General features: G+C 56.2%; 10 protein-coding genes and 2 pseudogenes. 9 read left to right on the forward strand and 3 right to left on the reverse strand.

The features are described 5' to 3' along the window. Nucleotides 1-190, reverse strand: a pseudogene (locus ACTBDZ_RS00235) (hypothetical protein); the annotation flags it as partial. A 162-nt stretch (nucleotides 191-352) separates the two neighbouring features. On the opposite strand from ACTBDZ_RS00235, the gene fabB reads away from it, so the two are divergent. After that, nucleotides 353-1,567 (forward strand): beta-ketoacyl-ACP synthase I, encoded by a 1,215-nt coding sequence (fabB, locus tag ACTBDZ_RS00240; protein WP_438813761.1) that lies wholly within the window; start codon nucleotides 353-355, stop codon nucleotides 1,565-1,567. A 63-nt stretch (nucleotides 1,568-1,630) separates the two neighbouring features. On the opposite strand, the gene ACTBDZ_RS00245 is transcribed toward fabB, so the two are convergent. Together ACTBDZ_RS00245 and ACTBDZ_RS00250 are read right to left on the reverse strand one after the other, a co-directional pair. Beyond that, the gene (locus ACTBDZ_RS00245; RefSeq protein ID WP_438813762.1) at nucleotides 1,631-2,860 is read right to left on the reverse strand and encodes a flagella biosynthesis regulator Flk; all 1,230 of its coding nucleotides are present in this window, start codon (nucleotides 2,858-2,860) and stop codon (nucleotides 1,631-1,633) included. Between the two features lie 119 nt (nucleotides 2,861-2,979). After that, nucleotides 2,980-3,923: pseudogene (locus ACTBDZ_RS00250) on the reverse strand (DMT family transporter). 96 nt (nucleotides 3,924-4,019) lie between these two features. On the opposite strand from ACTBDZ_RS00250, the gene ACTBDZ_RS00255 reads away from it, so the two are divergent. From ACTBDZ_RS00255 to dedD, 8 genes are all read left to right on the forward strand, one after another. Continuing rightward, nucleotides 4,020-4,796: a helix-turn-helix domain-containing protein gene (locus ACTBDZ_RS00255; RefSeq protein WP_438813763.1), complete on the forward strand. Its 777-nt coding sequence runs from the start codon at nucleotides 4,020-4,022 to the stop codon at nucleotides 4,794-4,796. A 90-nt stretch (nucleotides 4,797-4,886) separates the two neighbouring features. Beyond that, entirely contained in the window at nucleotides 4,887-6,014 is a 1,128-nt protein-coding gene (locus ACTBDZ_RS00260) for a DUF3410 domain-containing protein (RefSeq protein WP_438813764.1), read from the forward strand. A gap of 102 nt (nucleotides 6,015-6,116) precedes the next feature. Then, nucleotides 6,117-7,127, forward strand: coding sequence for an aspartate-semialdehyde dehydrogenase (locus ACTBDZ_RS00265; RefSeq protein WP_438813791.1), 1,011 nt, complete (start codon nucleotides 6,117-6,119; stop codon nucleotides 7,125-7,127). Further along, nucleotides 7,127-7,948 (forward strand): tRNA pseudouridine(38-40) synthase TruA, encoded by an 822-nt coding sequence (truA, locus tag ACTBDZ_RS00270; protein WP_438813765.1) that lies wholly within the window; start codon nucleotides 7,127-7,129, stop codon nucleotides 7,946-7,948. Before ACTBDZ_RS00265 ends, truA begins: the two co-directional genes overlap by 1 nt. 78 nt (nucleotides 7,949-8,026) lie before the next feature. After that, entirely contained in the window at nucleotides 8,027-8,713 is a 687-nt protein-coding gene (locus ACTBDZ_RS00275; protein WP_438813792.1) for a DedA family protein, read from the forward strand. Between the two features lie 213 nt (nucleotides 8,714-8,926). Beyond that, nucleotides 8,927-9,844 (forward strand): acetyl-CoA carboxylase, carboxyltransferase subunit beta, encoded by a 918-nt coding sequence (gene accD / locus ACTBDZ_RS00280; RefSeq protein ID WP_438813766.1) that lies wholly within the window; start codon nucleotides 8,927-8,929, stop codon nucleotides 9,842-9,844. Nucleotides 9,845-9,932: 88 nt separating this feature from the next. Next, nucleotides 9,933-11,201 (forward strand): bifunctional tetrahydrofolate synthase/dihydrofolate synthase, encoded by a 1,269-nt coding sequence (gene folC / locus ACTBDZ_RS00285; RefSeq protein ID WP_438813767.1) that lies wholly within the window; start codon nucleotides 9,933-9,935, stop codon nucleotides 11,199-11,201. After that, nucleotides 11,191-11,949 carry a cell division protein DedD gene (gene dedD, locus ACTBDZ_RS00290; protein ID WP_438813768.1) on the forward strand — a complete coding sequence of 253 codons (759 nt, stop codon included), beginning with the start codon at nucleotides 11,191-11,193 and terminating at the stop codon, nucleotides 11,947-11,949. The genes folC and dedD overlap by 11 nt, the downstream gene beginning before the upstream one ends. Nucleotides 11,950-12,112 lie beyond the last annotated feature (163 nt).

A 12,112-nucleotide genomic window follows, 5' to 3' on the forward strand; every position in this document is an offset into this window, starting at 1 on the left:
CCGCAATGATGCACAGTGGGCGTGAATGCTCAACAAAGCGCGCCGGAAAGTGATTGCCTTGCAAGAAAACGTAGCGGGTCTCTTCCAACCCATCCTGATTTGAGAAGTAAACGTCATCAAACTGTTGCGAAACAGGTGTACCCTGTTCGTTCTAGGAGAGAGTACCGTGCTGAACAGCATGGTCTTTCACGATAATTGACTCATTTTTAAAGCGATAGCGCGATTTTACTCAGCCAGCGTCCAGCGCGCAAATTTTGTAAAAGGTTGGGTGATCGGACTTGTTCAGCTTACATCTGTACGCTAAAGTGCGTGACGAAATCCCAAAATACATTTATACGGAAAGAGGTATTGAATGAAACGTGCAGTGATTACTGGCCTGGGGATCGTCTCAAGCATTGGTAATAACCAGCAGGAAGTCCTGGCATCGTTGCGGGAAGGCCGCTCGGGTATTACGTTCTCACAAGAGCTGAAAGATTCCGGTATGCGTAGTCACGTCTGGGGCAATGTGAAGCTGGATACTGCCGGCCTCATTGAACGTAAGGTCGTGCGTTTCATGAGCGATGCCTCTGTCTATGCTTTTTTGTCGATGGAACAAGCCATTGACGATGCCAAGCTGGCACCTGAGGTTTACCAAAACAATCCGCGTGTCGGTTTGATTGCCGGTTCCGGCGGTTCCGCGCGTTCTCAAGTGTTTGGCGCGGATGCCATGCGCAGCCCACGGGGCCTGAAAGCGGTTGGCCCGTATGTGGTGACCAAAGCGATGGGTTCTGCGGTGTCAGCCTGTCTTGCAACGCCCTTTAAAATTCAGGGCGTGAACTACTCCATCAGCTCTGCCTGCGCCACCTCTGCGCACTGTATTGGTAATGCGGTAGAGCAAATCCAACTGGGTAAACAGGACATCGTATTTGCTGGTGGCGGTGAAGAGCTATGCTGGGAACTGGCCTGTGAATTTGATGCCATGGGCGCGCTGTCTACCAAATATAACGAAACGCCGGAAAAAGCGTCCCGCACCTATGATGCCGATCGTGACGGTTTTGTTATCGCCGGTGGCGGCGGTATGGTGGTCGTGGAAGAACTGGAACATGCGCTGGCGCGTGGTGCACATATTTACGCCGAAGTGGTGGGATACGGTGCAACCTCTGACGGTGCCGACATGGTTGCGCCGTCCGGTGAAGGCGCAGTGCGCTGCATGAAGCTTGCGATGCAGGATGTGGATACCCCTATCGATTATATCAACACCCATGGTACTTCTACGCCGGTGGGGGACGTGAAAGAGCTGTGGGCGATTCGTCAGGTGTTTGGCGATGCGGTTCCACCCATCTCGGCAACCAAGGCCATGACCGGGCACTCCCTCGGCGCAGCGGGCGTACAGGAAGCGATCTACTCTCTGCTGATGCTGGAGCACGGTTTTATCGCGCCAAGCATTAACGTTGATACGCTGGATGAGTTGGCGCAGGACATGAACATCGTGACACAACCGACTGAGCGTAAGCTGACCACGGTAATGTCCAACGGTTTTGGCTTCGGCGGCACCAATGCTACGTTGGTGATGCGCAAGTTAGCGTAATCGATATACCCTAAATCGTCTGTTTTGCTGAACCGGGGCCTTGTGCCCCGGTTTTTTTGTTTGTTAAAACAGTACCCACAACAAAAATATCACCACGCAAACGCTGACAATGGGCCAAAATAGCGGTTTGTTGAACACGGCCTGGAGGGCAGGCGGTAAGGCAGCAACCAGCGGGTTGGCAATCGGCTGCGGATGCGGGAACAGGCTCTGTATCGTCAGTTCCCCGTCGGAAGCGCGCTGCATGCGGTGAGCGAACAAAAAGGTCACCAGTTCGTTGAGTTGCGGTTGGGTGAGCGGTGTTTGTACCCCGGCATTGAAACGGTTTTGACTGTAGTCCAGCAACAACTGTCGCTCATTGGCTTCCAACGCGGGTTGAAACAGCGTGTACAAGGTGGACTGAGTCGCAGTCATTGGGGGTTGCGCCGCATTGCCCGCCGCAGTGGTTGCGGTCGACGTTGTTGCCAGAGTCGCGGGCGCATCGCTGCGCCCGTTGCCGGTGGTCAGCAGATGATGCAGGTCAGTTTGCGTTTGCAAATATTGCATCAGGAGCGGCAAATGACGAGCGGGGATCGGCGTGCACGGCGGCTGGTGTTGCATTGCCGTCAATGACGTCCAGATTTTTTCCGTCGGTTCGCCCAGCAGCGCGGACAATCGCACCACCATCTGATTCAGGCTGTTCTGCTCGACGCTGGATAACGGACGTTGCAGCAGGGCCGTGGTCGCGGCATTGGTCGCAACATTGGTGAGCGCATTTTGCACCAGCGTTGTGGCAAGCGCGGGTGCTCTGCCTGACGCGGCATTTAGCGGTGCCGCATCGGGCGGTGTTTGCAACATGGTCAGCACCCGTTGTAACTGGGGCTGCGTCAGCGCTTTGAGTTCGGTATGACCAAATTCCTGACGTAAAAACTGAGTGACGCGCTGGCTGTTGTTTCCTTGCGGCAGCAGATCGGTCAAGCGTTGCAATAACGGATGGCGGGCGCTGCTTTGCTGTGTTTGCGCCTGCACCAGTTGGTTCTGCAATGACTGCTCGGCGGCGGTAAAATGCTGTCCGAGCAAGGTCTGGTTTGGCGCCAGACCGATGTCCTGACGTAGTGTGGTCCAGATGGCATTGTTACTCAGCGACGTCAGCGCCTGTAGCTTGACCACCAGCGTATCCAGCGTGGCGCGCTGGGTAAAGCTGAGCGGGGAGTTCGCCGCCGCCGTATTGGATGAGGAAGAGGCAATGGCCGACGTCGGCCATGCGGGGGGGCGATCTCCCGGCGTCGGGGTTCCCGGACTGCTGACAGGCTGCATGATGGACTCCTCACTGCGTGAAAGACACCCTGCATTCCCCGGGAGCCCTGAATAGGCAACGGAAATCATAGCAAGGTGTCTGGTGCGAGAATAGTCAGATCATAGGGGAAAATGTCTTCTTATTTGCGGTTTGTTTCCACTTCATGGATTTGGCTGCGAGACGTATCGCTATCCGGTGTGCGAATGGAGTTGTGCTGAGCGCGCGGAGTACGCATATGCTGCGCCATGACAACCCCGAGTAATACCAGTATCCCGCCCACGATGTGGTAGCTGTGCAGCGTTTCATGCAGCAACGTCACGGCGATCAGCGCGGTAAACACCGGTGTCAGATTAATGAAAATGCTGGCGTTATTGGCCCCGATGCGCATCACCCCGACGATCCACATCCACGGAGCGAGGATAGAGGCGAAAATACCGGCGAACAGCACCAGCGGTAGGTTTTGCGCGTTCAGGGCAATGCTTTCTGCCAACAATAAGTTCGGCAGCAACAGCACGACGCCAAAGGCAATCTGCACGTAGACGACACCCAGGTGGGCAGAGCAATGGACCAGCGTTTGGTTAATACGCCGTACAAGGCGTAGGCTAACGCAGCAATAAACATCATCACCTCGCCGCGCCCGATGCCCTGCGCCAGAATCAGAGCCGGATGTCCACCGCTGATAAGCCAACTGATGCCGAAAAAGGAGAGCAGACTGCCGCACAGTAAGCTCAAGGTGGGTACCACGCCGAGCAACGGAATGCTGATCAATACCGTGAACAAGGGGATCAACTAAACCAGCATGCCCATCATCAGCGCACTGATGCTGTGTGCGGCATAGTAAGCCATGCTTTGGTAGAGCACCATGCCGAGAAACCCCAGAAACAGCAATTTTCCCCAGTGTAGCCTGATGGTGCCCGCGTGGTGTCGCAACTGAGGCAACATAAAGGGCGTCAGTACCAGCAGAGCCAACAGCCAGCGGTAGAATGACATCGCTGCTGGATCGATGACACCAACGGAAAGTTTGTTAACGATCACGTTAAATGACCAAAACAGGACGGCGATAAGTGGGAATAACAGGTGCATGATAACAATTCTCATTAACGTGGTAAGTCAGTTTACGACAGGCGGGTTCGTTCTATATAGTGAAAACAAGACATTCTGAACGGTAAGACAGACAACATGACGCGACAACGATCTTACTACCGCCCTGAAGGCATACCGCCGAACGGGGTGTTTTTGTGTACCGAAGCGGTCAGAGCGGATACGGAATACCTGCCTCATCGTCATGAGTGGGGGCAATTGCTGTATGTGGTTTCTGGTGTTGTGGTGCTGCGTCTCGCACAGGAGCGTTTTTGGGCACCGACCCATTTTGCTATCTGGTTACCGCAGGGGATTAAGCACGCTTGCTACAACCAACGTCAGGCCACCATTCGCACCATCAATTTCGATACGCGCTGGTATGCAGAACTTCCCGAAACGCCGTGCCTGCTTGAGGTCGGCCCGCTGTTTAAGGCGATTCAGGATGATCTATTCGCGCGCGACGTGCTGATCCCTCACGATAAACCCGACCTGCGCTTGTGTCGTGTGCTATGCGATCAAATGACGGTGGCACCGCGCCAACGCAATTACTTGCCGGGAACCGACGATCGCCTGTTGGCTCCAGTGTTGCATGCTCTGGAGCAGTGCCCGGCGGATAACCGTACGCTGGCGCAATGGGCAACCGAGGTCTACAGCACGGAACGCACGCTGTCGCGGCGCTGTCAGGCATTACTCGGTATGTCATTCAGCGAGTGGCGACAACGGCTACGCTACCTGCAAGCGCTGGCATTGTTGCGTCAGGGCATGAGCGTGCAGTCTGTAGCGCTGGAAGTCGGCTACAGCTCTTCATCGGCGTTTATCGCCATGTTTCGCCAGCAAAGTGGGTCCACGCCGGAAGGGTATCGAACCAGACCTTAATCGATGGGGATAGAGTTGGGATTCTTCACCATTCGGTGGCAAAATAGTGCTCCTGTTTTTCTTGCAAACGTTACCTGACCGGGGTCGTACATGAAAATTGTGGTTGATGAGAATATGCCGTATGCGCGCAAGCTGTTCAGCCACGTGGGTGAGATGGTGGCCGTGCCGGGAAGGCCGTTGCCCGTTGAGGCGCTGACACAGGCACACGCCCTGATGGTGCGCTCCGTCACGCCGGTTAACGCCGCGCTGTTAGCGGATTCGGGCGTGACCTTCGTCGGCAGCGCCACGGCGGGCACCGATCATGTGGATGAAGCCTGGCTGCGTGAGCAGGGGGTCGGATTTTCAGCCGCGCCGGGTTGCAATGCCATCGCGGTGGTGGAATACGTTTTTTCTGCGCTGCTGATGCTGGCGGAGCGAGATGGCTTTCAGTTGCGCGACAAAAGCGTTGGGATTGTCGGTGTGGGCAACGTCGGACGGCGTTTGCAGGCACGCCTCAACGCCTGGGGAGTGAAGACGTTACTGTGCGATCCCCCTCGCGCGCGCAATGGTGATGTTGGCCCCTTTTTGCCGCTGGATGCGCTATTGCGTGACGCGGATATTGTCACGCTGCATACGCCCTTGACCAAGGGTGGCCCAGATAACACCCTGCACCTGATTGATGACGCGGCGCTCGCCGCCTTGCCCGCTGGCCGTATTTTGATCAACGCGTGTCGCGGGCCGGTGGTTGATAACGCAGCCCTGCTGCGGGCGTTACAGCAAGGCAAGGATCTGCGCGTGGTGCTGGACGTGTGGGAGCCGGAGCCGGGACTTTCGCTGGATTTGCTGGCGCGTGCAGACGTGGGTACGGCGCATATTGCTGGCTATACGCTGGAAGGCAAGGCGCGCGGTACCACGCAAGTGTTTGAGGCGTTGTGCCAGTTTATCGGGCAGCCTCAGCAAGTGCCGCTGTCATCGCTGTTGCCTGCCCCGGATATCACGGATGTTCACGTAACGGCCCCTCTCGATCAAGCGTTGCTTAAGCGTCTGGTGCATCTGGTGTATGATGTACGCCGCGACGATGCGCTGTTGCGCCAGTCTGCGGGTCAAGCTGGCGGATTTGATCGTCTGCGTAAACACTATCAGGAGCGCCGCGAATGGTCTTCGCTGCGTGTCACTTGTTCTGATGAGGCCAGTGTGGCCTGTCTGAATGCATTGGGTTTCACTGCCATCTTGCCGTAGTGAGGTGAGAGGGTGTCATCAAATACGACGTTTTTAGCGTAGGGTATTCGGGTGGTGATATACCGCCCGAGCAAGAGGTATTGACGAATGGGAGAACACCACATGTCTGACGGCTGGAATATTGCGCTATTGGGCGCAACGGGTGCGGTGGGAACGGCGCTGCTGGAGTTGTTGCAAGAGCGCGCGTTTCCCGTAGGCACGCTCTATCCACTCGCCAGCGAACGCAGCGTGGGGGAATCCGTGAGGATCAACGGCAAATCCTGGCAAGTCGAGGATGCGGCCGAGTTTGATTGGTCTCAGGCACAGTTGGCCTTCTTTGTCGCGGGCAGCGAAGTGAGCGCACGCTATACGGAAGACGCCGGTAACGCAGGTTGCCTGGTGATTGATAGCAGCGATCTGTTCGCGCTGGAGCCGGATGTCCCGTTGGTGGTGCCGGGTGTCAACACCCATGTGCTGGCGGATTACCGTAATCGCAATATCGTCGCCGTGGCAGACAGTCTGGTGAGCCAGCTGCTGCTGGCTATTAAACCGCTGATCGAGCAAGCCGGGCTGTCACGTCTTCACGTCACCAATCTGCTCTCTGTGTCTGCGCTGGGCAAAGTGGCGGTAGACGATTTAGCCGGGCAGAGTGCCCGTTTGCTGAACGGCATTCCACCGGAACTGGGCTTGTTTGCCAAACAGCTGGCGTTTAATGTGCTGCCGTTTCTGGCGGATGCGCAAGGCAGCGTGGCACAAGAGCGTCGATTGGTGGATCAGGTGCGTAAGGTGTTACAGGACGAAGGGCTGCCAATCTCCGTTAACTGCTTACAGGCTCCGGTGTTTTACGGCCATGCACAGGTCGTACATCTTGAGGCATTACGGCCGCTGTCTGCGGAGGAGGCCCGAGATGAACTCGCACGCGCTGAAGATATTCAACTCAGTGATGAAGACGACTACCCGACGCAAGTGGAAGATGCTTCTGACAACGTTCAGCTCAAGATTGGTTGCCTGCGCAATGATTACGGCATTCCCGAACTGCTGCAATTCTGGTCGGTTGCGGATAACGTACTCTTCGGCGGCGCGTTGATGGCGGTGGAAACGGCAGAACGGCTGGTGCAGGAGTATCTGGGGTAATGTCAGACAGTAATTTGCCGCCGCAGCCTGCTGGTATCAAGGTGGCGCTGGGCATTGAGTATGACGGTAGCCGCTATTATGGCTGGCAGCGTCAGGCTGAAGTAGAGAGCGTGCAAGGGCATCTGGAACAGGAGCTGAGTAAAGTGGCCGATGAACCGATTACCGTGTTTTGCGCCGGCAGAACCGATGCCGGCGTGCACGCTACCGGGCAAGTGGTGCACTTCACCACCCAGGCTCAGCGCAAAGATGCTGCCTGGACCATGGGCGTCAATGCCCATTTGCCAGCGGATATCGCCGTGCGCTGGGTGAAAACCATCGATGATGATTTTCATGCACGTTTCAGCGCCACGGCACGTCGCTATCGCTACCTTATCTTTAATCATCGCCTGCGCCCGGCGGTATTAGTGCGTGGCGTAACGCAGTTCCATTTCCCGTTGGATGCAGCGCGCATGGAACGCGCCGGGCAAAGCCTGCTGGGTGAGAATGATTTCACCTCGTTTCGCGCCGTGCAATGCCAGTCGCGCACGCCGTGGCGCAATGTAAATCATTTAAAGGTTACGCGTCATGGCGCTTACATCGTGGTAGATATTAAAGCCAATGCGTTTGTTCATCATATGGTGCGCAATATCGTTGGTAGCCTGATGGAAGTGGGATGCGGTAATCAGCCTGAATCCTGGATAGCCGAACTGCTGGCGGCTAAAGATCGCACGCTGGCGGCCGCCACGGCGCGCGCCGACGGTCTTTATCTGGTGGCGGTAGATTATCCGGCACGTTTCGAACTGCCCGTTGCGCCAATGGGCCCGCTGTTTCTGGAAGATTGACCCGTGGCGGGCGGTTGTATCGCACCGCGCTAAACACTAGAGGATTCTCACGGCATTGCGCCGTGAAACATGCACATGATGGAACTTGTCGCGTTTGTACGCTTTATCATCGATTTTATTCTGCATATTGACGTTCACCTTGCGGAACTGGTTGCGCAATACGGTGTCTGGATTTATGCCATTCTGTTTTTAATCCTGTTTTGCGAAACAGGTCTAGTGGTGACGCCATTTCTGCCGGGAGATTCCCTGTTGTTTGTCGCTGGCGCGCTGGCGGCATTGCCCACTAACGATCTGGATGTGCACACCATGGTGGCGCTGATGGTCGCGGCGGCCATACTCGGGGATGCGGTCAATTACACCATCGGGCGTTTGTTCGGGGAAAAGCTGTTCAGTAACCCCGATTCGAAAATTTTTCGCCGCAGTTATCTGGATAAAACGCACCAGTTTTATGCCCGTCACGGCGGTAAAACGATTATTCTGGCGCGCTTTGTACCGATTGTGAGAACATTCGCGCCGTTTGTCGCCGGTATGGGACATATGCGCTACCGCCATTTTGCTCTCTATAATGTGGTAGGGGCATTGCTGTGGGTATTACTGTTTACCTACGCAGGTTACCTGTTCGGCGACCTGCCGATTGTGCAAGAAAACTTGAAGTTATTGATTGTCGCGATTATTTTCATCTCTATTTTGCCGGGGATCATTGAAATCTGGCGGCATAGACGAGCGGCGGCCCGGGCGAATAGCCCGTCGCGTTCACAAGAATAAACGCGGTAATCGCTCCGGTTTGACCAGTTTTCTATCCACAGTCCCGGAGTGTTATGGTTTAATGAGCGGCATTTATGGTCTGTCCCTGATGACGACCTGCGTTATCAGCGCCTTGCAATACGGGTGTAAACACCGGTTCAAGCTGCGGTAAACGGGCGTAGTGACGGGGCAGAGCGGACTGGCCACGGCCAGGTTCAAGCAGAAAGGTTATCAATGAGCTGGATTGAACGAATTCTTAACAAGAGCAACATTACACCGACCCGCAAGGCCAATATTCCTGAAGGGGTATGGACCAAATGTGACAGTTGTGGTCAGGTGCTTTACCGCGCTGAATTGGAGCGTAACCTTGAGGTGTGTCCCAAGTGTGACCACCACATGCGACTTTCCGCCCGTGCGCGCTTGAATGCGTTTCTGGATAAGGACAGCGTGGTTGAGCTGGGTAGTGAGCTGGAGCCCAAGGATGCGCTGAAGTTCAAAGACTCGAAGAAATACAAAGATCGTCTGGTTGCTGCACAAAAGCAGTCTGACGAAAAAGACGCGTTGGTGGTGATGAAAGGCACGCTGTACGGCATGCCGGTGGTCGCTGCTTCCTTTGAATTTGCCTTTATGGGCGGTTCCATGGCCTCTGTGGTCGGCGCGCGTTTTGTGCGTGCGGTTGAGCAGGCGTTGGAAGATGGCTGTCCGCTGGTGTGTTTCTCCGCCAGCGGCGGTGCGCGTATGCAGGAAGCGCTGATGTCGCTGATGCAAATGGCGAAAACCAGCGCAGCGTTGGCAAAAATGCGCGAGCGCGGTCTGCCCTATATTTCGGTGTTGACCGACCCGACCATGGGCGGTGTTTCCGCCAGTCTGGCGATGCTCGGCGATTTGAATATTGCTGAACCTAAAGCGCTGATCGGTTTTGCCGGTCCGCGCGTTATCGAACAGACGGTAAGTGAAAAATTGCCGCCAGGTTTCCAACGCAGTGAGTTCCTGCTGGAAAAAGGGGCGATTGACATGATCGTGCGCCGCCCGGAAATGCGCTTCAAGTTAGCCAGCATACTGTCTCGGCTGACCAACCACCCTGAGCCGGTGGACACCGCTGAGGTTCGTCCGCCGGAAGTGACCACTGAACCGCAGGATGATGCGCAATAAGTGACACATGAACAGGGTGCGACAGGATTGTGCTTAGGCCGTTCTGTGCACCCTGTATCAATGAACCGTAAGCCAGTGAACGGGACTCATGGAAAATCTTCTCATTCCCCAAGCCACGTCGCCTTTGGCCGCGTGGCTTCATTATCTGGAGCACCTGCACGCCACTGCCATTGATATGGGATTGGCGCGTGTTAAACAGGTTGCCGACCGTCTTCATCTGCTGCGTCCGGCCCCAACGGTGTTTACCGTCGCGGGCACCAACGGAAAAGGCACTACCTGTTGTACGCTGGAAGCCATTTTGATGGCGGCGGGTTTACGTGTCGGCGTTTACAGTTCGCCCCACCTGCTGCGTTATACCGAGCGTGTGCGCATTAAAGGCCAGGAATTGCCGGAAACCGCGCACACTCAGGCGTTTGCCGAGATCGAAGCAGGGCGTGGCGATGTCTCATTGACCTATTTCGAGTTTGGCACCCTTGCGGCACTGCACCTCTTCAGGCAGGCAAATCTGGATGTGGTGATTCTGGAAGTCGGGTTAGGTGGGCGTCTGGATGCCACCAATATTGTGGATGCTGACGTGACGGTGGTGACCAGTATTGCGCTCGATCATACTGACTGGTTAGGGCATGACCGCGAAAGTATTGGTCGCGAAAAGGCCGGTATCTTCCGCGGTAATACTCCAGCCGTGGTGGGTGAGCCGGATATGCCCGCCTCTATTGCTGCTGTGGCCGAAGAGAAAGGGGCATTGTTGTTCAAGCGTGGTCGCGATTGGCACTTTGCGCTGGAAGGCGACGGCTGGTATTGGCAATCCGCCGACGGAGAGCGCATGACGCTGCCGCTGCCGAACGTGCCATTGCCCAACGCTGCTACGGCGCTGGCCGCGCTGCGCCAGGGGCCGATTGACGTCTCTCTGGCGGCTGTCGAACAGGGGTTGCGTCGCGCTGCGTTACCGTGCCGGTTCCAAACGGTGAGTGAACAGCCGAAACTGATTCTGGATGTTGCGCATAATCCCCATGCAGCAGCCTATCTGGCCGGGCGATTGGCGCAGTTGCCAAAAACGGGCAAAGTACGTGCGGTGATTGGTATGCTGGCCGATAAAGATATTCCCGATACGCTGGCGCACCTCAAGCCCGTGGTGGATGAATGGTATTGCGCCCCGTTGGAGGGGCCACGTGGTGCCAGCGCTGAATTGATAGCGGCACATCTGGATCGCTGCCGGTCGTTTGACGATGTCGCGAACGCCTGGCATCAGGCGATGCAAGATGCAGATACGCAGGATACTGTCGTGGTGTGCGGATCTTTTCATACGGTAGCGCATGTGATGAAAGCGCAGGAGGAGAGGGGATCGAATGGCAAGTAAGTTTCAAAACCGTCTGGTCGGCACCATTATTCTGGTGGCGTTGGGCGTTATTGTGCTGCCAGCACTGCTGGATGGCAAAAAGAAACATTATGAAGATGAGTTTGCCGCGATCCCGCTGGTGCCAAAGCCGGGTGACAGCACGGAGGCCGAATCGCTGCCTTCACTGAACCAGTCGTTGCCCAGTGAGCCGCCGAAAGGGGCACAGCAGGCGATGCAAGGGCAACCGGCTCAGGGCGGTGTGACCGCGCCTGAGGATGACGGTGCCATGCAGGCACCGCCGAGCAGTACGCCACCGCCTCCTGCCGCACCGATAGAAATTGCCCCGCCAGTCGTGGCAGCGCGTCCGGTAACCCCTAAAGTGGACGTGAAGCCGGAAACCAAACCCAAGGCGAAGCCGGAAATCAAACCGGAAGTGAAACCTGAGCCGAAACCGGAAAGCAAGCCGGCAACGCCTACACCGCCGCCCGTAGCGCAACCGGAAGTGAAGCAGGAAGCCGCGCCCGCAGGACAAGCCTATGTGGTGCAACTGGGTGCACTGAAAAATGCGGATAAGGTGAATGAAATTGTTGCCAAGCTGCGCCTGTCGGGATACCGCGCCTACACGGTGCCGTCGACACCCGTCGCAGGGGAGATAACCCGCGTTTACGTCGGGCCGGATGCGTCAAAACAGAAATTACAGTCCGCCCTTGGCGAACTGCAACAGCTGAGTGGGCTGAGCGGGCAGGTCAGGAACTACAGAGCACGTTAAGGGTTGCAAGAGGGTTAAGTCCGCTGAGGTTGTTGGCAAAACCTACTAAAACGGTCATCCCTGCCCACCGCGTCATCCCCGGCTTTCGCCGAGGATGACGCGGAAGAAAAGTGACTTTGCCAGTACGCTGCCAGCAAATTCACCTATCGGTGAAATCGTTGGG

Source organism: Symbiopectobacterium sp. (assembly GCF_051710365.1).
GTDB lineage: Bacteria > Pseudomonadota > Gammaproteobacteria > Enterobacterales > Enterobacteriaceae > Symbiopectobacterium.

Coding starts and splice junctions, on each gene's coding strand:
- fabB (WP_438813761.1), top strand. CDS start 353: ATGAAACGTGCAGTGATTACTGGCCTGGGGATCGTCTCAAGCATTGGT.
- ACTBDZ_RS00245 (WP_438813762.1), bottom strand. CDS start 2,860: ATGCAGCCTGTCAGCAGTCCGGGAACCCCGACGCCGGGAGATCGCCCC.
- ACTBDZ_RS00255 (WP_438813763.1), top strand. CDS start 4,020: ATGACGCGACAACGATCTTACTACCGCCCTGAAGGCATACCGCCGAAC.
- ACTBDZ_RS00260 (WP_438813764.1), top strand. CDS start 4,887: ATGAAAATTGTGGTTGATGAGAATATGCCGTATGCGCGCAAGCTGTTC.
- ACTBDZ_RS00265 (WP_438813791.1), top strand. CDS start 6,117: ATGTCTGACGGCTGGAATATTGCGCTATTGGGCGCAACGGGTGCGGTG.
- truA (WP_438813765.1), top strand. CDS start 7,127: ATGTCAGACAGTAATTTGCCGCCGCAGCCTGCTGGTATCAAGGTGGCG.
- ACTBDZ_RS00275 (WP_438813792.1), top strand. CDS start 8,027: ATGGAACTTGTCGCGTTTGTACGCTTTATCATCGATTTTATTCTGCAT.
- accD (WP_438813766.1), top strand. CDS start 8,927: ATGAGCTGGATTGAACGAATTCTTAACAAGAGCAACATTACACCGACC.
- folC (WP_438813767.1), top strand. CDS start 9,933: ATGGAAAATCTTCTCATTCCCCAAGCCACGTCGCCTTTGGCCGCGTGG.
- dedD (WP_438813768.1), top strand. CDS start 11,191: ATGGCAAGTAAGTTTCAAAACCGTCTGGTCGGCACCATTATTCTGGTG.